At 59.6% G+C, this 23,975-nt stretch carries 20 protein-coding genes and 1 tRNA gene; 10 read left to right on the plus strand and 11 right to left on the minus strand.

Annotated elements, in window-relative coordinates; genetic code table 11:
- The first annotated feature begins 66 nt into the window (after positions 1 to 66).
- Genes X566_RS04275 through X566_RS04290 form a run of 4 tightly spaced genes read left to right on the plus strand, consistent with a single transcriptional unit; the run spans position 67 to position 4,050 of the window.
- Positions 67 to 849, plus strand: a complete 783-nt coding sequence (locus tag X566_RS04275) for an ABC transporter permease (RefSeq protein WP_244434675.1) — start codon at positions 67 to 69, stop codon at positions 847 to 849.
- On the plus strand, positions 738 to 1,847 hold the full coding sequence (locus X566_RS04280) for an ABC transporter ATP-binding protein (protein ID WP_244434676.1): 1,110 nt from the start codon (positions 738 to 740) through the stop codon (positions 1,845 to 1,847). Before X566_RS04275 ends, X566_RS04280 begins: the two co-directional genes overlap by 112 nt.
- Positions 1,848 to 1,857: 10 nt before the next feature.
- Positions 1,858 to 2,787, plus strand: coding sequence for an ABC transporter ATP-binding protein (locus X566_RS04285; protein WP_034463785.1), 930 nt, complete (start codon positions 1,858 to 1,860; stop codon positions 2,785 to 2,787).
- A 33-nt stretch (positions 2,788 to 2,820) separates the two neighbouring features.
- Complete coding sequence (locus tag X566_RS04290) at positions 2,821 to 4,050, plus strand: MalY/PatB family protein (RefSeq protein WP_206538686.1); 1,230 nt, start codon at positions 2,821 to 2,823, stop codon at positions 4,048 to 4,050.
- Positions 4,051 to 4,584: 534 nt separating this feature from the next.
- Here X566_RS04290 and X566_RS04295 read toward each other — a convergent pair.
- The 6 genes from X566_RS04295 to X566_RS04320 all read right to left on the minus strand — a co-directional run bounded on the left by X566_RS04295 (position 4,585) and on the right by X566_RS04320 (position 12,618).
- Positions 4,585 to 5,406 carry an ATP-binding cassette domain-containing protein gene (locus X566_RS04295; protein ID WP_173402564.1) on the minus strand — a complete coding sequence of 274 codons (822 nt, stop codon included), beginning with the start codon at positions 5,404 to 5,406 and terminating at the stop codon, positions 4,585 to 4,587.
- An 8-nt stretch (positions 5,407 to 5,414) separates the two neighbouring features.
- Positions 5,415 to 6,221 carry an aliphatic sulfonate ABC transporter permease SsuC gene (gene ssuC, locus X566_RS04300; protein ID WP_034463787.1) on the minus strand — a complete coding sequence of 269 codons (807 nt, stop codon included), beginning with the start codon at positions 6,219 to 6,221 and terminating at the stop codon, positions 5,415 to 5,417.
- Positions 6,218 to 7,393: an FMNH2-dependent alkanesulfonate monooxygenase gene (ssuD, locus tag X566_RS04305; protein WP_034463789.1), complete on the minus strand. Its 1,176-nt coding sequence runs from the start codon at positions 7,391 to 7,393 to the stop codon at positions 6,218 to 6,220. Before ssuD ends, ssuC begins: the two co-directional genes overlap by 4 nt.
- Complete coding sequence (locus X566_RS04310) at positions 7,390 to 8,289, minus strand: sulfonate ABC transporter substrate-binding protein (protein ID WP_173402577.1); 900 nt, start codon at positions 8,287 to 8,289, stop codon at positions 7,390 to 7,392. Before X566_RS04310 ends, ssuD begins: the two co-directional genes overlap by 4 nt.
- A gap of 138 nt (positions 8,290 to 8,427) precedes the next feature.
- Positions 8,428 to 9,387, minus strand: coding sequence for an aliphatic sulfonate ABC transporter substrate-binding protein (locus tag X566_RS04315; RefSeq protein WP_034467846.1), 960 nt, complete (start codon positions 9,385 to 9,387; stop codon positions 8,428 to 8,430).
- 876 nt (positions 9,388 to 10,263) lie between these two features.
- A complete protein-coding gene (locus X566_RS04320; RefSeq protein ID WP_152539793.1) occupies positions 10,264 to 12,618 on the minus strand; it encodes a hypothetical protein in 2,355 nt (784 codons plus the stop codon).
- Positions 12,619 to 12,828: 210 nt separating this feature from the next.
- Here X566_RS04320 and X566_RS04325 point away from each other — a divergent pair, with 210 nt between their 5' ends.
- Positions 12,829 to 13,524, plus strand: a complete 696-nt coding sequence (locus X566_RS04325; RefSeq protein WP_034463792.1) for a recombinase family protein — start codon at positions 12,829 to 12,831, stop codon at positions 13,522 to 13,524.
- A gap of 115 nt (positions 13,525 to 13,639) precedes the next feature.
- Here the strand turns inward: X566_RS04325 and X566_RS04330 are convergent, their stop codons facing one another.
- The gene (locus tag X566_RS04330) at positions 13,640 to 14,164 is read right to left on the minus strand and encodes a hypothetical protein (RefSeq protein ID WP_034463796.1); all 525 of its coding nucleotides are present in this window, start codon (positions 14,162 to 14,164) and stop codon (positions 13,640 to 13,642) included.
- Between the two features lie 466 nt (positions 14,165 to 14,630).
- On the opposite strand from X566_RS04330, the gene X566_RS23840 reads away from it, so the two are divergent.
- The 4 genes from X566_RS23840 to X566_RS04350 all read left to right on the plus strand — a co-directional run bounded on the left by X566_RS23840 (position 14,631) and on the right by X566_RS04350 (position 19,559).
- Positions 14,631 to 15,983 (plus strand): lytic transglycosylase domain-containing protein, encoded by a 1,353-nt coding sequence (locus X566_RS23840; protein WP_051443869.1) that lies wholly within the window; start codon positions 14,631 to 14,633, stop codon positions 15,981 to 15,983.
- A gap of 49 nt (positions 15,984 to 16,032) precedes the next feature.
- Entirely contained in the window at positions 16,033 to 16,401 is a 369-nt protein-coding gene (locus X566_RS04340; protein ID WP_034463799.1) for a hypothetical protein, read from the plus strand.
- Between the two features lie 223 nt (positions 16,402 to 16,624).
- On the plus strand, positions 16,625 to 16,984 hold the full coding sequence (locus tag X566_RS04345) for a hypothetical protein (RefSeq protein WP_034463802.1): 360 nt from the start codon (positions 16,625 to 16,627) through the stop codon (positions 16,982 to 16,984).
- A 550-nt stretch (positions 16,985 to 17,534) separates the two neighbouring features.
- Positions 17,535 to 19,559, plus strand: a complete 2,025-nt coding sequence (locus X566_RS04350; protein WP_051443870.1) for a hypothetical protein — start codon at positions 17,535 to 17,537, stop codon at positions 19,557 to 19,559.
- Positions 19,560 to 19,655: 96 nt separating this feature from the next.
- Here the strand turns inward: X566_RS04350 and X566_RS04355 are convergent, their stop codons facing one another.
- From X566_RS04355 to X566_RS04370, 4 genes are all read right to left on the minus strand, one after another.
- The gene (locus X566_RS04355) at positions 19,656 to 19,859 is read right to left on the minus strand and encodes a hypothetical protein (RefSeq protein WP_034463805.1); all 204 of its coding nucleotides are present in this window, start codon (positions 19,857 to 19,859) and stop codon (positions 19,656 to 19,658) included.
- Positions 19,860 to 19,882: 23 nt separating this feature from the next.
- On the minus strand, positions 19,883 to 21,697 hold the full coding sequence (locus tag X566_RS04360; RefSeq protein ID WP_034463807.1) for a site-specific integrase: 1,815 nt from the start codon (positions 21,695 to 21,697) through the stop codon (positions 19,883 to 19,885).
- A gap of 99 nt (positions 21,698 to 21,796) precedes the next feature.
- Positions 21,797 to 21,871: transfer RNA gene (locus tag X566_RS04365), tRNA-Glu, on the minus strand.
- Positions 21,872 to 22,034: 163 nt separating this feature from the next.
- Positions 22,035 to 22,370 (minus strand): DUF6476 family protein, encoded by a 336-nt coding sequence (locus tag X566_RS04370; RefSeq protein ID WP_034463809.1) that lies wholly within the window; start codon positions 22,368 to 22,370, stop codon positions 22,035 to 22,037.
- A gap of 507 nt (positions 22,371 to 22,877) precedes the next feature.
- On the opposite strand from X566_RS04370, the gene X566_RS04375 reads away from it, so the two are divergent.
- The gene (locus X566_RS04375) at positions 22,878 to 23,879 is read left to right on the plus strand and encodes an RluA family pseudouridine synthase (protein ID WP_152539794.1); all 1,002 of its coding nucleotides are present in this window, start codon (positions 22,878 to 22,880) and stop codon (positions 23,877 to 23,879) included.
- The last annotated feature ends 96 nt before the right edge of the window (positions 23,880 to 23,975 follow it).

Raw genomic sequence — 23,975 nt, forward strand, 5'->3', positions numbered from 1 at the left:
GAACCAACGCGCAGAGGAAGGCGATCCTTGCCCGCCTCCATGCGCGACCCATTCCTGTGGATTGGAATGGCGATCCTTGCCATCGCAATCGCGTTGGCGATGTGTGCAGGCTTGCTGTATCCAGGCGACCCGCTCGATATGGCGGGGCCGCCGCTGCTCTGGCCCGGCGAAGACATTTCCTATCCCCTCGGAACGGACGCTCTCGGCCGCGACCTTGCCGCTGGGATTGTTCATGGCGCACGCGTATCTCTCATGGTCGGCGTCTGCGCAGCACTGCTCGGCCTTGTAATCGGTACGACGGTCGGATCGCTTGCCGGTTACTTCGGCGGGATCGTTGACAATGCACTGGTGCGCCTTACCGAACTGTTCCAGACGATTCCGACATTGCTGCTGGTGATCGTAATTCTCGCCATTGGCAATCCCTCGGTACCGTTGATCGTGTTTGCGATCGGCATCGCTTCCTGGCCGATGATTGCGCGACTGACGCGTTCCCAATTCATGGCACTGCGCGAGGCGGACTTCGTGATGGCCGCGCGCGGTCTCGGCTATAGCACCCCCCGCATTATCCTGCGCGAAATCCTACCGAACGCATTGCCGACCATCATCGTCGCGACCTCTGTACTGGTGGCCAACGGCATCCTCGCCGAAGCGGGCTTATCGTTCCTCAACCTGGGCGACCCAAATCAAGTGAGTTGGGGCAGCCTGATCGGCAATGGCCGCGCCATGTTGCGGACCGAATGGTATCTCACGGCACTGCCCGGGCTCGCTATCGTGCTCACGGTGCTGTCGATCAACATCATCGGCGACAGGCTCACCGACATTCTCAATCCACGATCAGGTGCGCGATGAACAAGCACGCCTCCCTTCCACAACGACCGTTTCCGGTTCTGGAAGTGCTCGACCTGCAGGTCGCCTTTCCCGGCAATGTGGCCGTGAAAGGAATTACGTTCGCCATCGAGGAAGGAAAGACGGTCGCGCTGGTCGGCGAATCCGGTTGCGGCAAATCACTGACGGCCTTTTCGATCCTTCGATTGCTGCCACCAAACGCGTCAATCAGCGGCGGGCAGGTCGTGTTCGACGGCATCGACCTTGCGACAGTCAGCAGCCGCAAGCTGCGTGAGATCCGGGGCAAAGGCATTTCGATGATCCTGCAGGAGCCGATGACGTCGCTCAATCCGGTGCTGACTATCGGCGCGCAAATTGCTGAGATCATCCGGCGCCATGAGCGCCTATCACGCAGCAAGACGAGAGCGCGGGTTATCGAACTGCTCGACTTGGTCGGCATTCCCGATCCGCAGCGACGCTATGATCAGTTTCCACACAACTTTTCCGGCGGCATGCGCCAGCGCGTGATGATAGCAATGGCGGTCGCCTGCAATCCTCGCCTGCTGATCGCCGACGAGCCCACCACGGCACTGGATGTGACGATCCAGGCGCAGGTGATGGAATTGCTGAACCGCCTGCGCCGACAGCTTTCGATGGCCATGCTGCTGATCACGCATGATCTCGGCGCCGTCGCGCAATGGGCCGACCGCGTAGCGGTGATGTATGCGGGGCGGATCGTCGAACAGGCCTCGGTTAAGGACTTCTTTCGTGCCGCAAGGCACCCTTATTCACGCGGCCTGCTGAGCTCATCGGTCAGCGATCACGCACATTATACCCGTGTACGGTTGAACGAGATTCAGGGATCGGTCGCCTCCGCGGCCGGCGAGGTCGGCTGCGCCTTCGCGCCACGCTGTCCGCAGGTCGTGCCCACCTGCCGCGCCACCCCACCCGAGCTCAGAACGTTCGACCGCGCCACCACCCGAACCGGCTGGTCGATCGCGTGCAGTCAGATCCCGGTTTGAAAGGCACGACATGTCGCTGCTTTCGGTCGAAAACCTCCGCACCAGCTATACCTCGCACGGACACACCCTGCATGCAGTTGACGGCGTCTCATTGGACGTAAACGAGGACGAGACGGTCGGCCTCGTCGGCGAATCCGGCTGCGGGAAATCGACGCTTGGCAAAACCATCGTACGCTTGTTGCGACCGAGCAGCGGCTCGATACGCCTCAATGGCGAGGATATCAGCACGGCTGACGACAGATCGCTTCGCAACGTCCGCCGCTCGATACAGATGGTGTTTCAGGATCCCTTCGGTTCACTTAACCCGCGGCAGCGGGTCGCAACCATTCTCGACACACCGCTGAGAGTGCATGGCATCACCGACAAGCAGGAGCGGAAGCGACGCATCCTCGACATTACGAACCGCATAAGCATCCCGCAGGAAGCACTCAACCGCTATCCGCACGAATTCTCCGGCGGGCAGCGGCAGCGTATCGGCATCGCTCGTGCGCTGATATTGCGGCCGAAGCTGATCGTTTGCGACGAGCCTGTATCTGCGCTCGATCTCTCAATTCAGGCACAAATTCTCAACCTGCTGGTTGACCTGAAGCGCGACCTCGGCCTTTCCTATCTCTTTATTTCCCATGACCTCTCGGTGGTCCGCTATTTCGCTGATCGCGTGCTGGTCATGTATCTCGGCCGCATCGTCGAAAGCGCGGATCACGCCACACTCTGGCGCGATCCACGACATCCCTATACGCGCGCGCTGCTGGCCTCCGTTCCGTCCGCCGGAAAAGCCGGATCAGACACTCCCGCGATCAAAGGCGAAGTTGGACGCATCGCACCCGGCGGCTGCCGGTTTCACGCTCGTTGTCCGATCGCCGTCGAACGTTGCGCCACCGACGATCCGGCCCTGCGCAAGCTCGCCGGTGGTCATGCCGTGGCCTGCCATCTCGCATGAGATTCAATAACAGCGACCAGATCGGGATCGACAATGAACAAACTACTCGCAGGCCTCCATCCGAATCCGTTTGAGATGAGTCTGGCTACGCTTCAATCGCGCCGCAGCGCGAAATGGAATCAATACGATCGGGACGTCCTGCCGGCCTTCGTCGCGGAGATGGACTTTTCCGTTGCAGCTCCCATCCAGGCCGCAATCGAGCGGATTGTTCAAGCTGGTGACTATGGCTATCCGATGCGTGATGGCCAGAGAGCCGGGCAGGCGCTTGCGGCCGCCTTCGCTGCGCGCATGGAGCACCTGTACGGCTGGAAGCTCGCGCCGGAACTGGTGGTGCCGCTCTCGGATCTCGTCCAAGGGACCTATGCGCCGATCCTCGCCTTTTCCGATCCGGGAGACGGCGTCATCCTGCAGACCCCCAATTACCCGCCATTCCGCGAAGCCATCCTGTCGACCAAACGTCGCCTCATTCCTCTGCGCATGCGTGACGACGGAAGCCGATATGCGTTCAACCTCGCCGATCTCGAACGGCAAGTTGACAAGAACACCCGCATATTCGTGCTCTGCAACCCGCAGAACCCGACAGGTCGGGTCTTCGACCGCACCGAATTGCAGTCGATTGCGCGCTTCGCGCTCGAGCACGACTTGATCGTGATCTCCGACGAGATTCACTCCGATCTCGTCTATCCAGGTCACCGGCACACGCCATTTGCGACGCTTGGCGCCGACATCGCCGCCCGCACAGTGACGCTGAACTCGGCCACCAAAAGCTTCAACATTCCGGGACTCCGCAGCGCCCTGGTTGCCTTCGGTTCCGACGAGTTACAGGCCCGCTTTCATCGGCGTATCCCACAAAAACTGACTGGGCAGAGCAACATTATCGGCATCGACGCGACGATCGCGGCCTGGAATGAGTGCAACGGCTGGCTCGACGCAGCGATGGCTCACCTCTTAAAGGCGCGCAATCGCGTCGCGCACGTTCTCGCCACGGAAGCGCCCGCCATTCACGTCCATGTACCGGAGGCCACTTATCTGGCATGGCTCGACTGCAGCGGCATCGCGATGCCAACGTCGGCCTTCCAGTTCTTTCTCGACCGGGCACGGATCGGCTTCAGCGCCGGCGAAACCTTCGATCCCGACTGCAGCCAATTCGTTCGTTTCAACTTTGCGACGTCAATGCCGATACTCGATCAGATTCTCGACCGTCTCGTCAGCGCCGTGAAATCGACACGCGGCCTTCCACCGGCACGGGCAGCCGCCCAATGACCTAACCGCCTTTGCTTCATATCAAGCGTCTCACGAGCAACACCCGCTGACCCTCCCACCATAGAATGGAGGACACCACACATTCATGCCGTGCTCAAAATCGCGGGGCCTCAAAACTCAACGCGGGCGCGGAGGCCATCGTTGATCCGGCGGCCTTGGACGCGTGATCATGCAGCGCGCCTCCGGCGTCAGCGTCGGCGTTCCAGACGCTGATGCCGTGCGCTGTTCCCCGTCAAGGCGCTCCTCCTATTGTCATGCTGGCCCGCTACATCGTCGACCAACGGACTCCGGTAGCGATCGCCGGAATCGCACAGGATCATCACGAGTGCCCCGCTTTTGCCAGCTGCAGCCATCTCCGTCAGAATCGTGAATGCTGCCAATAGAGCTCGTGAAATGACCTTGAACTCACGATCTTGTGGATCGGGATTGAACCGTACAATGCGTCTTTGAAACTGAGCGTAAGGAGCTAAACTTCGTGCTGAAGAGGGTGGCAAGCGTCAACCCGCGCATCTCAGCACATCCATCAGTGTTAGTTCAGATTAGCAACCGACCTAGAATCTGCCCTTCGAGGGCGGCGATTTCCGCAGACCCTCGTTGGCGCGGACGCGGCAGATCGACCGGAACATCTAGAGAGATGCGCCCCTCCTCCAGCACGATGACGCGATCAGCCAACGCGATCGCCTCGGCCACATCATGGGTCACCAGGATTGCTGTAAAACCCTGATCGCGCCAAACCCCTTCCAGCAGCTGCTGCATGGTGATCCGCGTCAATGCATCGAGTGCACCGAGCGGCTCGTCGAACGCCAGCACCTGCGGATTGCTGACCAGCGCGCGCGCCAAGGCAACGCGTTGCTTCTGTCCGCCCGACAGAGTCGCAGGCCAATGGGCGGCCTTGTCGGTCAGTCGGACGTCAGCGAGCGCACGCTCGGCACGCGCCTTCGCATCGCTCCGCTTGCGGGCGACGCCAAGCCCTACCTCAACGTTCGATAGCACGCGCGCCCAAGGCAGCAGGCGCGGCTCCTGGAACATCACGCGCACATTCGCTCGCGCACCGGCCTCCTGTCCGAACGCGATGCTGCCGGATTGGGGATTGTCCAGACCTGCGATCAAGCGCAGCAGCGTGCTCTTGCCACAGCCGCTGCGGCCGACAATCGCCACGAACTGACCGGCGGGAATGTGCAGGTCCACGCCTCGCAGCACCTGATTGTCGCCGAACGCTTTGCGAAGACCGCGGATCGTCAGCGTCAGACCGTGAAGATCAGCGCGCGATTGAGGCTGCGCCTCCGCGATCCTAGTCGCCCCCTCGCGCAGAGGTATGTGCGGGGCCAATGCTGTTGCGATCTGACGCGATCCCATGCCGAGCCTCACTGTTTCTGGAAGGCTGGATGCCAGGCAAGCGTCAGGCGCTCCAGCAGCCGCGACACGCTGTCGGCCAGCTTGCCGAGCAGCGCATAGATGAGAATGCTGAGGATGACCACATCGACCAGCATGAACTCGCGCGCCTGCATCGCCATGTAACCGATACCGGATGAAGCGGCGATGGTTTCGGCGACGATGAGGGTGAGCCACATGATGCCGAGCGCAAAGCGCAGGCCGACAAAGATCGATGGCAGCGCGCCGGGAAAGATGACACGACGAAACAGCTCGCCCCGAGACATCCCATAACTGCGCCCCATCTCGATCAGTTGCGGATCGACGGTGCGGATGCCGTGCAGCGTATTGAGGTAGATCGGAAAGAACACGCCCAACGCCACCAGAAACAGCTTGGCCGCCTCGTCGATGCCGAACCAGAGGATCACCAGCGGGATCATTGCCAGATGCGGAACATTGCGCACCATCTGCAGCGTCGTATCCGTTGCCCTCTCGCTGATCTTCGACAGGCCATTGGCAAGCCCGAGCGAGAAGCCGATCGAACCGCCGATCGCAAAGCCGGCAATGGCACGACCAAAGCTGACCCATATATTGTGCAGAAGCTCGCCGCTCTTGAGCAGCCTCCACCCCGCAAGCGCCACTTCGATCGGCGCCGGCAGAACACGAGCCGGAATCAATCCTGCGACAGAGGCGGCCTGCCAGGCGATCACAATCGTAATCGGCAGAATCCAGCCGACCAACGCATCAAGCTTCGGCGGACGGAAGGCGCAAATACGCGGCAGCGTGTCGGCAAGGCTCATGACCGGGCGATCTGCTTGTCCAGAGGGCGGAAGTCGTTGGCGATGGTTTCGCCGAACGGCCCGGTGTTCACGCGCAACGGCACGGCGGCGCTTGGCGACACCAACGACAGATGCGGGAAGACGAGTTCGGAAAAACGATACGCCTCCTCCAGATGCGGATACCCCGACAGGATGAAGGTATCGATGCCGAGCGATTGATATTCCTTGATCCGCGCGGCCACCGTCGGCCCGTCACCAACCAGCGCGGTGCCGGCGCCGCCGCGAACGAGACCCACGCCCGCCCAGAGGTTCGGGCTGATCTCGAGGTTGTCGCGACGGCCACCATGCAGCTGCGCCATGCGCTGCTGGCCGACCGAATCCATGCGAGCGAAGACCTTCTGGGCGTCCGCGATGGTCTGGTCGCTGACATGGGAGATCAGTTCGTCTGCGGCCTTCCAGGCCTCCTCGTTGGTCTCGCGGACGATCACATGCAGGCGGATGCCGAACGACAGCCTGCGCTTGCGTTGAGCGGCGATCGCCTTCACGCGATTGATCTTCTCGGCGACTTGCGCCGGCGGTTCGCCCCACGTCAGATACTTGTCCACGGTATCGACCGCGACGTCGATACCCGCATCTGACGATCCGCCGAAGTAGAGCGGCGGCCCGCCCGGCTGATGCGGCGGAAACAGCAACCGGCCGTCCTCGATGGTGATATGCCTGCCGGAGATCGTGACGGTATCTCCGGCGAGCAGCGCGCGATAAACGCTCAAAAACTCGCGCGTCACCGCGTAACGCTCCTCGTGCGAAAGGAAGATGCCGTCGCCCTTGTTCTCGACCGGATCGCCACCGGTCACGACGTTCACCAATAAGCGGCCTTCCGATATCCGGTCCAGCGTCGCCGTCATCCGCGCAGCGACACTCGGCGATTGCAGGCCGGGCCGCACGGCCACCAGATAACGCAGTCGTCGCGTGAGGGGCGCAAGCGCAGAAGCAACGACCCAGGAGTCCTCGCAGCTGCGCCCGGTCGGCAGCAGCACGCCGAAATAGCCGAGATCATCGGTGGCCTGTGCGATTTGCTTCAGATAGCCGAGATCGACGTGACGACCACCCTTGGTCGTGCCGAGATAACGGCCATCGCCATGAGTGGGCAGGAACCAGAGAACGTTGGCGGGAGACGACTGCCGATTGCTCATGAGCCGGACTTCCTGACCGCATCGGAAATGACGATCCTCTTCGGCAGCAGATTGAGGGCAAAGAACGTGTCGGCGATCCGCTGCTGCTCGGCGATGACGCCGTCGTTGATCGGCTTGATGCCGTAGCTCTGGCGTTTCAGTGCGAGTTCAAGCACCGGCACCGGCAGACCGACCGAAGGGCTCAGCTGTTCGGCAACGGCCTTGATGTTATTCTCGACCCAGCCGTCGACCTCCGACAGCTCTTTCAGCACCACGTCGATTGCTGCCTTGTCATGTTCCGCCAGCTTGCGCGATGCGAAGTAGAATTGATGGTTGGCGACGATACCGGTCCCGTCCGCCAGCGTGCGCGCTTCGGTCGCCACCTCCGCCGCCGCCTGGAACGGATCCCAGATCACCCAGGCATCGACCGCCCCCCGCTCGAACGCAGCGCGGGCATCGGCAGGCGCGAGAAACACCGGCTCGATCTCCGAATACCGAACGCCGGCCTTCTCGAGGGCCTTCACGAGCAGGTAATGCACGTTCGACCCTTTATTGAGCGCGACCTTCTTGCCTTTCAAATCCGCCACCGTTTGCAACGTGCTGGTCTTCGGAACAAGAATGGCCTCGCCCGTCGGAGCTGGCGGCTCATAAGCCACATACACGAGCGGCGCACCCGCGGCCTGCGCGAAGATCGGCGGCGCCTCACCGGTGTTGCCGAAATCGATTGCGCCGACGTTGAGCGCCTCGAGCAGCGGCGGCCCGGATGGAAACTCGGTCCATGTCACCTTGTAGCCGAGCGACTGCAGCTTTGCATCCAGCGTCCCCTTGCCCTTGAGGAGCACGAGCTTGCCGTATTTCTGGAAGCCGATCCGCACGACCTTGTCCTGCGCGATCGAGGCGTTCGTGCTCGCGACCATGGCGAAAGCCGCCAGCAGACCAACTGAGAGCAGGCCAACGAAGCTCGCCAGCGGCGATCCAACGATCTCCGATAACGTCACAACCCGATGCGCATGCATGCGCGATGTCCTTTCCTGCTTGTCATGATGTTGGATGGATCAGCTCTGCGGTGGCTTCCAGACGATGTCGCGGATCGCGACCGGCTTTGGAATGAGGCCAAGCTTGTGAAAGCGATCCGCGACACCTTGCTGCGTCTCGATGATATCGTCGGTGATCGGGCCGATCAGGAAACTGGCCCGGTCCGCTGCGACCGTCTGGATGTCAAGCGGAACGCCTGTCACGCCCGCGAGCGACGTGGCGACGCTGGAGCGGTTCGCCTCCGCCCATTCCGCAGCTTCCGCGAGCTTCCTGATCACGTCGGCAAGTATAACGGGCTGCTCGCGCGCGAAGTCCTTATTGGCGATAAAGAATGAATTGGTTTTGGTGACCTCATGCGCATTAATGAGAATGCGGCCATTCTGCTTCTTCTCACCGATCGCAAAGTACGGATCCCACACCGCCCACGCATCGATACTGCCGTTTGCGAACGCAGGACCGGCGTCCGGCGGCGTCAGATAAATCGGCGTGATGTCTTCGTAGGCAAGTCCGGCCTTTTCCAGCGCCTGAACCACGATGTTGTGCGCGCTCGACCCCTTGGTGAAGCCGACACGCTTGCCTTTCAGGCCAGCAACGGACTGGATCGTCGAATCGTGTGGAACGAGGATGCCCTGGCCGTTGCTGATCCGTTGACCGGCCACATAGACGATGTTCGCGTTGGCGGCTTGCGCGAAAACTGGCGGAGAATCACCGACGGCTCCGAAATCAACACTGCCGACGCTCATCGCCTCCAGCATCGGCGGGCCGGAGGTGAACTCGATCCATTTGATCTGAACGCCCTTGTCGTTGAAATATTTTTCCAGCGTGGCCTGCTGTCGGGCGATAACCAGCACGCCAGTTTTCTGATAGCCGATCCGAATTTCCTTCAAACTGCGGTTTGCCTCTCGCGCCAAAGCCAATGACGAGGCGCCGGCCAATCCCGCTGCGGCGGCGGAAAGCGCAAGAAACTGACGACGCTTCACTTTGATCTCCCGTTCAAACCGCTTCACTCAGCACAATCTGTCAGCAGCAAATGATGGGATCAGCGCTTCACCATTATCAAGTCGTCCAGGAAAATAACGACGCGCGTCCTCTTCGTACAATGTTGCGCACTATAGAAATTGCCGCCAACGCGACTCTCGTGGGAGCAATCGCCTACGCGCTGCGCGCCACCGAAGGGCCGGCGTGTACGCGCCGCGATAGCGCGCTGCGGGGTGCCGTTCAGCAGATGGCGAGTTCGGACCGCCCCTCGCACTGTGTATGCACTCGCGCTTTATTTCAGACACCCGCCGATCGGACGTCGCGCGCGTAAATGGGCGGATATCGAGATCGGTGCGGGTAAAGTCGTTCACAAGAAAACCAGAGAAGCTCTCCGCATTCCCATGCACCCGGAACTGCTAGGCGCTTTGAAGCCATCAGACGTCGGGACGAATACGTGGTGCTAACGCAGCACGGCAGACCGTTCAGCATAAAAGCATCGGCATACGAACGCAGGAATGGACGGCTGCTGCAGGTCTCGCGCCGGGGCATACGCGCAGGGCAAGATGCTCGCTGAGAAGAGCACCACGACTCGCCAGATCATGACGATCTGGGTCACGACGACGTACGCCAAGCTGTACACGTAGGAAGCTGAGCATCGGCGGCGCGCTGCCGATGCCATGAAGAAAGTTGTCGAAGCCAGCTAAACGGCGCGGCGAACCGCGTGACTAAACTCTCTGGCTAACCACACTGCATCTTCTTGAGATGTAAGAACTTTGGCGCTCCCTAGGGGACGCGTCGGACTATCGCAGAAACTCGCATAAAACAGGCACAAATCAGTACGTCTGCTGCGCGAGTGATACCACCAGTGGCTACCACTTTCAATCGCCCTTCCGTTGTTTGCCTCGCTCTCGTCTGCGAGCTCGCTTCGAGAGACGCTCTGTGGCCTTCTGCGGCCCGCCAAACTCCGTCACGTTGGGTCGCCTGCTATCCGCCTCTCGAACTAGCGCTTCGTAGTCGGCCCGTATTGCTGGCGGTGAGGAAACTTCCGAGAGGGCAACACTAACAATGTTGCCGCCCGCGTCATATGCGAGACACAACACCGACACGCTGGGCTTCTTGGTGATCAAACACGCGACTTCGCCGCGATGCGCAACTTCATCGTCGGGCAGCGTGTAGGCGGCCCGATGCAGGAATACTTGAAGTGGCCAATCTCCGCCAAAAACAAAGCTTCGAGCTGGATGCTGCGCCAAAGTTGGCGATAGCTTACGAATAAGAGCCGCAAGATTCTCGCGACTGCTGCTGCTCAAATCGCGGATTTGACTATCGCACTTGAGCCACCCGCTTGGACGGAAATTGTCCAGCACTGCTAACACTTTCGCAAGTTCAGGAGGGAAGTGTTGCTGGGGAGCGGGCTTACTCTCCCAATCCACACTTCCAAAGTGCTGCTCGATTTTGTCGCTAAAACCATCCCACGAGAGGAAGTCGGCCTTCAAGAGTTGCTCGCGCATGTCGTGATCAAAGCGATTTCGCGCGATATACGCGCCAAGGTGATCCTGTTCATCAAACATCATTGCGTCTGGAATGCCTGCAACAGCCTGACGTACGCTCAGATAGTGAAATAGAGCACCGCTCGTAGGCAAAAAGCGCTTTAGGACGAAAAGATCATCAGCCGACATCGAAATGAAGGGATGCTTCCCGAGAAGCGGCTGCACCTCTGGCAATCTCTTGCACATTACCGAGAACGGCGTGAATGCCTCGATGGTTAGTCCTATCGGGAACAGATTGCGAAAATTAGCCAGTCGCAATCTAACAACCTCAGTGTGCCGACCATCGACCAACTGATAGAGCGGCACCTCGGGTGCGCTCGCTAAGTATTCAACAAACCGCCGACACTGCCGGTAGGCTTTCACCACCAAGTCCTGCACTGCGCGGAAGTGTTTTTCGAAATCTGTCTCCGGCGAATGCATTGCCATAACGCCAGCCTTCGCCTCGACGATGAATAGGTTGTCGCCTAGCCATCCTACGGTATCGGTTTCGGCCCATTGGCCCGATGCATCCTTGAAGTAAACCTCGCTAAGAAGTGTAGCCCCACTGAGTTGGGCGTCGAGGATAGTCGAGAAGGCCGCTTCGGTGAGTTCCTTCTGCTTCTTGTTCCACAGTTCGCGGTAGGCCGCGTTTCTGCGGATGAGGCCCCACTGTATTGCGCGATACGCAGAATCTCGAACGAACTGACCATCGGTCGCGTAGTAGTGATCGTCCAGCTTGACCAACGGCTTTATTCGCGCGGGTAACGTTCGCAGCGGCGTTCCCGCAAACGGCCCCGCCTCAAAGAAGCTTGTCTCATTTCCAGGCACATAGGACATATCTCCGAGCAGAACCGGAGGCAGCTTGGAATGCTTTGAGACTTTGCAAATGCCGCCGTAGAACAGGTCTTCCATTGCATTGCCCATAGCCTCAGCAAACTGTGGGTCCACGGCTCTGAACTCTTGAATAGCGGCTTCCATCGATATTGATTTTTCGGCCATTCGCTTAAGCACAGCCTGCCAATTTCCGTGCATCAACTCCGCAGCTTGCGCGTGGCCAGTTCGAAATGCGTCAGCAATACGCTGAACTCCGTCTGCAATTTCATCCGCTCCGACGCCGTAAGCGGCTTTCAAAGCTTCATCGTGCGGAGCGAATGCGAAGCTGAAAAACTCTCGTTCGAGAACTTGATGACGGTGCCCCCTTATATTTACCCAAGTGGTCGTCGCCTGCATGCCCAGTTCACGAAATTCGGGACCAAGGTTTACGGCTCGATCTGACGTGCCACTCACTAGGCAATACTGCATCGTCTGGGTGCGAAACTCATCAAATGCAGCGAGCAATTCGTGGGCCTTCGCTTCGTCGAGCGCCCCGCTTTGAAATGGTCCAGCGTTAGCGCTCCAAACAGCGTGAAGATACTCTAACACGAACTGATAGAAGCCAAAGTCACGGCTTTTGGCCGCTGCTTTCTTACTAGGCTTGCCGCCCTTCTTGGGAAACAAACCTAAGAACACCTGCCCCCATACGTAGCCAAGCAAACTTGTTGGAGGCTGCAAAAGCACAAGCGAGACAATCTTCACAGCGGTCCTTTCGAGCTCCTCTCGAAGCTCGTTGGCAACAACGTCTAACTTTGCTTGACGCTCGGCCCCCTCCGCCATCAGGGCCTCTCCGAGGGACTGCATTACTTTCGCGGGGGCTAATTGTTTATCCATGGCAATAACATCCTCGGCTAATTCGGGAGCGGCCTAGAAATCGATAGTCAACTATTCGCAATGGCTTTCGATTCGATGCAGCCAGCATAGCGCACGACGACGTGGCACGGCCCGCACGGCAAAACGAATCGCAGGGATTCCGAAACAACGGCTGTATAAATTCTAATTGGTGGTATAATTCTATACAGACACGCACTGGAGCCCGCACCGATGAAGCCTAAGCGCCCCTTGGTCACCTACATCCGCGTTTCAACCTCCCAGCAGGGGCGCTCAGGCCTCGGGATCGAAGCCCAACGGACGGCGCTGCGACAGTTCGCACAGGCGGAAGGCTTCGAGGTCGCGCGCGAGTTCGTTGAGGTCGAATCGGGAAAGGGTCACGACGCGCTAGAGCGTAGGACCCAGCTAAAAGCCGCCTTGGCAGCCGCGAGGAAGCTCAAGTGTCACGTGGTCGTAGCCAAACTGGACCGCCTCAGTCGTGACGTTCATTTCATCAGCGGCCTAATGGCTCACCGGGTGCCGTTCATGGTCGCTGAACTGGGCGCGGACGTAGACCCCTTCGTACTTCACTTGTTTGCCGCGCTGGCAGAGAAAGAGCGGGCGCTGATCAAGACACGAACCCGTGCGGCCCTCGCTGCGGCTAAGGCTCGCGGTGTCACCCTTGGAAATCCAAGGCTTCCCGAGGCTCGCGAGCGGGCGCTGGCGCAGATTTGCGGAGCTGCCGACGCTCATGCAGCCCAAGTGATGCCAGTGATCCACGAGGTTCAGAAGGCGGGCGCGAGGACCCTCAGGGACATTGCCGCTGCTCTTAATGCCCGGGGTATCGTGACGGCGCGTGGAGCCACTTGGCACGCCACTACGGTAAAGAACACCATTGCCCGGTCGGAAGCCCTGCGGGAGCGTGCCTAATGTTCACACCCATCGTTGCACTGCTCGGGCTTATCGCGACGACCGCCATAGCTCTCGAATGCGAAGAAGTCGCCTGCCTCTGCTTCGCCGCTATCGCTACGTGTTCCTACTTTGGCTAGCGCCACACCATATGCGCGCCCACAATTTCAGCCGTCCGCTGATCCTTGACCACTGCGGTCGCGGCGCTGACCAAGAAGTCGTAGAGCTGACGCTCATCTTCCGCGAACGCTTCGCGGTCTCCGATGCTACTCAGGATGCTCTGCGCGGTAGCCCGTGCACGAGAGCCCGACGTGCTGTCCCTATGTGCAGGCACAGAGGCTACTCCGGGGCGACTGCGGGCTTCCGAGCGCTGACGGCTTGTGGCAACGGGCATGCGCTCTCTCGGCTCCTCAGACGCGAACCGCTCAACAAACTCGTGGACGTGATTGGAGCGACTGCGAACGTCACCAGCAAGCACGAAGCGCAGGCCATACCCGAGCAGCCAGACGACAAATGCGAAGGCGTATCCGGCCCAGACCACCAGCTGTTGAAACTCGGTGAGCTTCTGATTGGCAAACTGAATGTAGACGACCAACGCGATTGCCAGCCCGGCAATGAACACGCAGGCCCAGTGGAGAGCTATTCCCAGTCTTGCTGCCATGACTTCCGCCCCTTCGTTCCCGCTAGATTCTAGTCAAGGTCGAACGTGGCTAGCAACTGGCTGCGCTCTCGCGAACAAATGGGTCCCCTTTTGAGCGGGTCCCATCTCAGCTAACGGCCCCCGGATGCGGCTTCAAAAACTCCGCTAAAGCCGCTGCTGCTGCTCGGCTCACGTCACCGCAGTAGTCCCCGAGAAATCCCCACGTATCCCGCGCGCTGCGCACGGACCGAATGGCACGAAACGACGTTTTGCTTAGGGATTCCTACGGCTTAACGCGGTTTGGGCCCACTACCAGCGGAGCGCATGCCGCAAAAGCCGTGTTTTCCTCAGGGATTCCGTACGCTTGGTGCAAGTCACACCCACTACAAGACAAAAGGTGCGCACCACGATGTGCGCCGAGTAATTCAATTCGCCCCGCGTCACTGATGTGCTCTTCGGCGATCCCCTCACACAAGTGATTTAGTTTATGGACGATTCAAGCAGACAAGCTCCCCAAATCCCCGGCAACTACAGCGGCTACGTTAGGAGCCGCGAGAGCGGAGGAAATCCGTTCGCGAAAAATCCCCGCTCGACAGCTCAGGGGCTACATCAGTTCCTCGACGGTACATGGGCCGACATGATGCGCAAGCATCCTGAACTCGGTCTCACGCAGGACGGACGCACTGACGCCGATCAGTCCCAGCGCGCGTTTGATGCTTTCACCGCAGACAACACAGCGATCCTTCGCAATAACGGTCAGCCCATTAACAACGACACACTTTACCTGGCGCATCGCTTCGGTGCGGGCGGGGCCCTGAAGGCTCTCAGCGCAAGCCCCAACGCAAGTGTGGCCTCAGTCTTCCCCGAAGTCATGGAAGCTAATCCAGACTTGCAGGGCAAGCGCATCGCGGACATCACAGGAAGCAAGCAGATGAACACGGCCCCCCGCCCCGCACTTAGCACGGGTGCGCAGTTGGGCGACGGCGTGCTGTTTCCCGGCACCAGCGATCCTAGCGCTCAACCGCAGTGGGGCAACGCTCTCATCAATGCAGGAGCGGCACTCGCCTCCATCACCAGCCCTCAACAGGGCGCGGCATTGGCGCAGCTCGCGCAGCAGCCCGGTGGTCAAGATGCGTTCAGCACACACTTCAACGAAAGGACGGGGATGTTGTACCGCATCAACAAGCGGACGGGCCGTGTAGAAACAGTTCGTGCGGGCAATGCCGCACCGTCCTCGTTCGACGAAGCCTATGACAAGGACCAAGCCAAACAGTACTCGGAGCTGAACTCGAAGATCAGTGCCGACGCACAGACTGCGCAGGACGCTTCGGCTCAATCCCAGACGCTACGACAGATGTTGACCAATCCTAACGTACGACAAGGGTTCGGCGCAGAAGAACTCCTGCGGCTGAAAAAGATGGGCAACCAGTTCTTCGGTCTCGGTTTTGACGTTGCAGATGCGGACACCGCGCGTGCGCTTGGCAACCAAATGACTTTACGAATGCGTCAGATGGCTGGAGGCATGCCGGGATCGCTGTCCGATAAGGACCTAACCTTCTTGAAGGACGCGAGCATCACGCTCGATAAAGACCCTGCGGCCAACCAGCAGCTTCTCGACATCTTCGACAAGCTGAACGCTCGGGCTATCGAGCGCGAACAGTCGCGAGCTGAGTACGTCAATCAGAACAAGCGCCTCGACAGCGGTTTCACCAAGATGCTTTCCGACAAGTGGAAGGCTGAGAACGACGCTGCCGACAAGGCCACTCCAGAGCCGCCGAAAACATCCGCTCCGATCATCAGGTGGGGTCGGGACAAGAGCGGGAACCCCATAAGAATGTAGCGGCAATCACCTTCTTCCGCTGCATAAAAACCTGACAGGAGCCTTACTGATGTATCAGCTCGGAAGTTGGTTCACGAACAGCTATGAGGACTACTGGTTCTTCACGCTCGCCGGGGGTTCGCTGTCGCCAACCATCTCCGGTGCGCTTTTGGTCGTCATGGCGCTCATTTGGCTCGTGCTGCTCATCCGCAGCTATCGCCGCAATCCTAACCGCTGGTGGTTCCAAATGGGGATGGCGTACTGGCTCTGGTCACCACTCTATCTCATCATACGCGGCTGGAGGCTCGCTCGCGCACTACGGCGTCCACTGAGCCCTGAGGAAGTCGCGCGGCTTCCCAAAGTGCATCTTAGCGCGGACGGAAAGCGCTTGATCCGCCTTCCTCCGCTCGCGTCGTTACCGAGGCTGGCACAGGACTAACAACATCGATCCCCGTGAAAGCGTAGGAATACTTTGGTGTCCTTCGCTCTCACGGGGAATCAATATTCTTGCACCTCGTGCCACGGCGAACTGCTTAGCTATTTGATGTACCAACAAGATCATCGGTTTTACAAACCGACTGCAGCTGGCGTGTTCACCGCTCCTTAGTGCACACCTGCAGAAGCTCCGTACTGTAGTTGCATTCAACACAGAGGAGCTACCAATGGACCCGACCAAAGAAGAGATGCGATGGGCTGCTGACTATGCGGCAAGAGTTTTGCGCGTGTTCCTAGACGTACACCCGACTCTGTCAATGCAGCTCATCAAAACGTTTGAAGCCGTGGCGAACGAACCCGGCCTCACTGCACAAGAGTACGCCCAGCGCTTAGGGACGCCCTCCGATGTAGTCACGATCCGACTGGCTGATCTGAGTGCGCTGAATCACCATCGCAAGCCCGGCCCGGCTTTGGTTGCGTCCTCAATAGACATTCGAGACCACAGGAAGAAGCGGCACCATTTGAGCTTGCGTGGTCGTCTCGTTCTTGAGCGTTTGGCAACCGTTAAGCCTCGAAAAACGCAATGAGCACTAGGAAGCCCAGAGGAGCCCGCAGATTCATTTCGTGGGCAGCAGGTAGGTGGATAGCCGAACGACCAGACGAACGCGCCTGCAGAGTCCCTAGGAATCCCTAGGGGCCCTCTGGAGCCTAGCCGGACCGAGAAAGCTTGCGGCCCAATTCCCTTAGCAACTATTGCACGCGAGGAACGCTGGTGGTTATTGGCTTTCCCGCATGTACCTCACCAACGCGCAGCAAAGCTCACACAGCGGCACCGGCGTCAGATACGACAATCCGTGCGGTTACGCCGGTCAGCACCCAAGGGGCTCCTAAGGCTCTCTCTAGGGCACCCCGCAGACTATGCCAGTTCGCAGGTTCACACGGGGCTCCGTCAGTGTCCTGCGGGGGACCTCAAGCAGACCTGAGGCAACAATCACCACCAGTCCTCCTGACCAGCCGTGATTTAGTAATTGGAGGTTGTTTCTCCTCAGCTTCCTTGCGGGCTACATCGGCAGTCCCCTTTGAGCCTTTCTAACCACGTGTCCTGAATAGGGGGTCGACAGCTCTAAAGGAGATTTCTTGTTTCTCTTTAGGAGTTTCAGCCCCCTCTTTCTCGACGCCAAACATCAACTAATTGCAGCTAGGTTCGTGCTGCAGTTCTTGCACAAAGATACCCTAACCAACATGCATGCTCCCATCGGCCTGCACGAGACACATGCGCTCGTGCCGCCGCTCGATTTCGTACGTCGGATGACTGACCACTGGACTTCAACTCTTGGCCTCTGCGTCTCCGACAGTCTATGCGCTCTCTGGCGTGTGATGGCTGACAACTTCAATGCCGCCACAAGAGACGCCATCGATAACACCTGCGCTCCGTGGCGCATACTCCAGCCTCCTACAGGATCGGGGAAGACCCAAGGAGCCTGCGTCTATGCGGCCATGCAGGCTCAACTCAACCACGAGGTAAAAGCCCCACTGATCGTCACGCGCCGCATTCAAGACGCAGATCGCCTAGTGAGCACTATCAACGAACTTGCTGGTGCTGACGTCGCTATTGCGCATCATAGCGAGCGCCGTGCAACAAGCGATCAACTCGACACCGCCGACGTACTCGTGATCACGCATCAGGCCTATTTGCGTCTTTCCGGTGCGCAGGAGACGATCCCGTGGTCTCGCGTTTCCTCATGGAAGCATGGACCACGACTACTGACCATCATTGACGAGGCTCTGACAAACGCCGTCGAAAGCAGCAAAGTCACCGTGGAGGCTCTTGGGCAAGTCCTCGGATACATCCCTACGGACTTACATTTGAAATTTCCCAAGCAGGTCGCGGCGCTAAAGCAACTACAACACCTGCTACTGGGCTACGCACGGGCTGATGACAACGCAGCGAGAATGGCGTGGAAGACGGCTGAGGCCCCAATAGACATCGAACTCGACCCCTTGCGCGTCGAAATGAGAACACTCCCGTTCGATCAAATAGCGTTGAGGAACGACAGCCCAACCCAACGCATGCACATCGCACGCCGCGTGGATGCCGTACTTCAAGCCGCGCAATCGATCATGGATAGCTGGGCCTACTTCGCGCAGAAAGGCGCAGAGCCGTCCATCAATTCGGCACTGCTGGCAGTCCCGCTCGATGCGCCGGGCCCCGTAGTGCTTGATGCCACCGCCCGAGCAAATTTCTTCTGGGACCTGTTCGGAGAGCGCGCAATCATCATCCCGGTCCCGGCGCGCGTCCGCGACTACAGCGCAGTAACACTACACGTCGCCCGCGCCCAAGGATTGGGGAAGCACACCATGATCAAGAAAGTTGCTGAACGGTGGCCCCGTGTTGCGAAAGCGCTCGCCACACGACTAGACCAGAGCCGCAGACTATTTGTCTGCATGCACCGCGACACCGAGCACCACCCCTTGAAGTTCGAAAGTCCGTGCGGTGGCCTCAGCGTCGGCCATTGGGGGGCTATCGATGGCCGCAACGAATGGGCGGATCATGACGCCGCGCTTATCTTCGGCCTCCCGTATCGAGATCAGGTTTGGTCTACCAACACCTTCTTTGCTATCCGGGGCGAGCAAGACGATGAATGGTTACAAAGCCCTTCGTGGAAAAATTATCAGGATGTACGCCGCGTGATGGAGCAGCGGCACATGTCCGTATCGATCATCCAGGCAATCAACCGCATTCGCTGCCGACGCGTGATCGATGCTGAGGGCGGCTGTCTTCCCGCTGATGTTTTCCTGATCCTGCCCAACGGCAAGGAAGGTGACGCCATTCTTGGCGACATCACCACGGATATGCCCAATCTCAACGTTGTGGACTGGCCGTTTGAACTGGATGGACCGAAGGTGCGCGGGCTACGCTCGGGATCAGCGGACGAAGCGCTTGTGGCGTTCATGCGCAACAAACTCCCCGGCGAAACTCCGTTTTCCAAGATTCAACGGGAGCTGAGTTTGAAAGCAGAGGGCGTTAAGTCGCTACGCGAGCGCCTTCGTAACCCCAAGTCTACCTTGTTCCAAAAGCTTGCAGAGCAAGGCGTGAAGTACGTATCGCTCGGGGCCGGACGCGGTGCCAAAAGCTACCTTGTGAAACACGCGCCTATCTAAGCCAACCTATGCCAGCACGAACTGTCCTCTTGATCGGGGATTCTCGCGCTGGCTTTTTTTCGTTAGGGCACGTGCGCCCCTATGTATTCCCTTGGCTCAGCGCGCCTGTTCCAACGGGTGCAGCACGTCGGCTATCGGGATTTGCCATTCAACAGCCTTGCGCTCCACGGCGGCCTCTAGCGCTTCTCCGGGGTTACTAATGGCTCTGCCGACCGCACGGCCCTTGTAGATCAGATACCATGCGAGGGCCATCGCCTTAGTGAGGATCACGCGCTTACACGCTGATACAATTGCCTTCATTACTTCCTCCCGCTGTCTGTACGCTAACTGATTGAACTATCTTTGTATGGCTTCACGCGCGCCAAGCTCAGACCACTGTAGTCAAGCTGGGTAATGGCCTTCTTGAGTGCGCTGGGGCCGAACCGATCAAGCATTTCCTTCGCGCCGTACCCGCCGCTCACGGTGGCGTCGTTGGCATGACCGATAAGTGCTTCGCGGAGTTCGCCATCAACGCCGCCTCGGCGCAGGGCGTCTTTCATGTTGTGACGAAATGAATGGAACACTTTGGCAGGATCGTTGATACCTTGCCCACGCAAGTAGCGACCAAACCATTTCGACCATGCGGCCTGCTTGCCTCCAGACGGCGCAATCGCAGGAAATAGCCAAGCACCCGCGCCGCCCTTATGCGCGGCATCTCTGACAAACCTTAAGAAGCCAAGACGAACCAACTCTGCATGAACGGGCACAACGCGCTGCGACGCCTTTGTCTTAACTGTCTTGTTCGCCATCTTGTCAGCGACGATATAGATCAACGAAAGGCCACTTGAAGCTGTCTGTACGTTGCTCGCCTGTAGCGCGGCTAGCTCTCCTTGACGCGCGCCGGTGAAGAGGCCCAGCAACGGAAGCCAGTATGCAGCCATCCCCCGGCCGCCGAGCGGAATATCATGATCAACAAAGACCGCCGAATTAAAGAGGCAGTTTAACTCGGACATTCCGAAGGATGTTCGCGCAGAATCATCCTCATCAAGACGCATCTTGGCGAACGGATCAGACCATTGGACATCGTCCGGAACAACGCCTTTGTCATATGCCCATAGAGCAATAGTCTGAACCGCACCGAGGTTCTTGTTGACCGTTCCTACAGAAATCCTCTCAGCATCGGGATTAGCCCTGCTGAACTCGACTAGTTCTGGAAGCGTCGCAGTCGAGAGTCTGCCAGCACGCTTTCTCGGCACGAGTTGCAGAGCCTCTCGGAATTCACGCGCGTGTGACCGGCGGATCGCAGCGACCGGCAATGGGCCATGCAGTTGCTCGAACAGTGTTACCGCGCGTGCGTACTCATTCTCCGTACCTGCGGGTCGTGCACGCTCCCTCTTCCACCCATCTAGAGCGTCGCGAAGCGTCCCGCTCGTATTTCCGGAGTTAACTCGCAAAGCTAACTGCGGAGCAGCAGCAGGCGTAGCTATCGGCTCGCCTTTGTCCCGCCTTGCGATGTCTTGCAGCGCCCGTACGTGAGCGCTTAGCACCGCCATAGCTAGTTTACGATAATCCTCAACGTTGGCGTCAACGGCCAACCCAAAGACGTCCAACAAGTCAGCGACCTCAACAGCGACCGCTGTATAGTCACCCCTCGCAAGAGCCGTTGAGTACAAGTGCATGCTATCTTCAAGCTGCTCAGCTCTCTTGTAGATTTCTCGATCTGAGAGACCCGCCAAGGGCATTTCGCCAACCTTGAACGGTGTACGAAATTCGACGCCTTCGGCAGTGAGCTGCTTCGCCACTGCTTGGAAAACCGGCTCAGAGCCAGTCCCCTCTCTCCGCTCCTCCTCGTCTTGTTCTAACAAGGCGAAGTAATGTGCGTCCGCGAGTGCTCTAATTTCCGATGAACTCAGTGTCGTTCGAAGGGGGCGCGTTGCAACGAGGGCCTGCGCGTCCGCGATGATGCGGTCAAACTTGATCAGTATCGGCTTGGCGAGCTTGTTCGCTAAAGCAAGGTCTTTGGTGCCGAGTGATTGCTGCAGAAAGAGCTGCTTTGGTTTTCCCCGACCAAGCACTCGCGCCACGGCCTCCTCCAGTCCCTTGGGGACCTTCTTGCGGACGTGAAACATCCCTTTGTCGTGTTTGAAAACGCCAGTCATCGCACGCATCGTCAGTGTACCTGCCAAAGATACCTCTAAAAGGCAGCCAAGCCACTGATTTGTGCGATGTTCTTGATCTATCGAGGCTTCTGAAAGCCTTGGCGCTCCCTAGGGGAATCGAACCCCTGTTTCAGCCTTGAGAGGGCCGCGTCCTAACCGCTAGACGAAGGGAGCAACACGCCCCAGCCATTAGCCGCTTGGCGCGGCCGCTGCAAGCGGGAATGCATGTTTGACCACTGATTGGACGGAATTGTGCCCCGTGGCGTCTATAGATGGCCCGGCAGGCCGGGCCGAGCAGTGTTGCGCCGCTTTCCGGCCTCGCCGTATCCCCGCCGCCTCAAGGTTGGTTGGCGAATTTCAGCCGCCCGGTCGGCTTCAGCGTCCGCGCGTCGAAGGTGCGGATCTCGAGCACACCGCCGGCCTCGACTGTTACCACCAGGCGGTCGTTCGCCACCGAGGTCGAGACGATGCGTGCGCCTTTCGGCAGCATTTCGGTGAGATCAGTGGGTGCGGCCGTTCCTTCGCTGCGGGAGATACGATAGCCGATCACGACCAGGATGGCGGCCATGCCAAGACCCGTGGTCAGCGCCGCGATGAGCATCATACGGCGGATACGCGCCATCATGGCCGCGGTCTGTTCCGGGGTCATCTCGGTGGCTGCAGGTTCGGTCATCGAAGCGTTCCGTGGAACCGCGTGGGGACAGGGCTTGCGGTTTCACCCGCGCGAGGTGCCGGGGCCCCTCGAGGAGGCGTCCGGCCATCTTGCGACGGCACGCCGGCTGCGCCGCTTTAGCCCGCAGGCGCGACCCGCGGCAAGCGATAACTGCCGCTCAGCCGGGCTCTGCGCGGCAAATAGGCGCGGCGCATCACGGTAAACGGCCACAAGCGCGGACGACCAGAGCCCGTGAACCGGCGACCGCATAGCACCGGACATCTTCGACCAGCGGCCGCATGTATATAAAGCGCGGCGTTGCGGAGGTAGCCAACTTGCGGAGGTTGCCATCGGCGGCAGAAGCGGGCTATCGCGACAGCATCGCGCCGGCTGCCGTAGACGCCGTGATGTCACATCGGTCATCCCATGGTTCGTGGCGTCGTCCTTCGCAGAATGTTGTCCTTGCTCGAGGCCTCGGGCGACGCCGCAGACTTCGCAGGGCCGGAATGAGAGCTGTTGGAGTGCCGTATGAGCCGTGATGGCCGCCTCGAAACAATCGCCGTCGCCGCCGAAGACGCGGGCGCCAGGCTCGATCGCGTGCTCAGCGCAGGCATCGCCGAGTTGTCGCGCTCGCGGCTGAAGGCGCTGATCATCGACGGCCAGGTCAGCATCGCCGGCCAGGCGGTGCGCGATCCCGCCTATCGCGTCAAGCCGGGTGACGAGATTGTCGTCGACGTGCCGCCTGCCGCACCTGCCGAACCCGAGGCGGAAAACATCCCGCTCGACGTCGTCTACGAGGACGACGCGATCATCGTCATCAACAAGCCGGCCGGCCTCGTGGTGCATCCGGCCGCGGGCCATGCATCCGGCACGCTGGTCAACGCGCTGATCGCCCATTGCGGCGCCAGTCTCTCCGGCATCGGCGGCGTCAAGCGGCCCGGCATCGTGCACCGGCTCGACAAGGACACGACCGGTCTGATGGTCGCCGCCAAGACCGACAAGGCGCACAAGTCCCTCACCGAGCAGTTCGCCGATCACGGCCGCACCGGCGAACTGCGGCGCGGCTACGTCGCGCTCGCCTGGGGCGCACCGACGCTGCCGACCGGCACCATCAACCTGCCGATCGACCGCCACCGCACGGTGCGGGAGAAGATGGCGGTGCGCATGGGCGGCCGCGAGGCCATCACCCACTGGCAGGTGCTGGAGCGGTTCGGCGGCAATGGCAGCGCGGCGATCGCCTCGGCGCTGGCTTTGGAGCTGGAGACCGGCCGCACCCATCAGATCCGCGTGCATCTCGCCCATGCCGGCCATCCGCTGCTCGGCGACGAGACCTATGGCTCCGGCTTCAAGACCAAGGCGAGCCGCCTGAATGCCGAGGCGCGCGCGCTGCTCGCCGGCCTCGGCCGCCAAGCGCTGCATGCCTGGCATCTGACCATCGAGCATCCGGTCACTGGCGAAGTCCTCGCCTTCGACGCCGACTGGCCGGAGGATATGAAACGGCTCGCCGAAGCGCTGCGGCGCGAAATTTAAGTTCCGGGAGCCGCGGGACCTGGAAATTTCATGCTTTTGCATGGAACTAGACGAAAGCAGAACTTTCGAAAAAGGAGCAAGATTACAACAATTTAA

Source organism: Afipia sp. P52-10, from assembly GCF_000516555.1.
In the GTDB taxonomy this organism is placed as follows: Bacteria; Pseudomonadota; Alphaproteobacteria; order Rhizobiales; family Xanthobacteraceae; genus P52-10.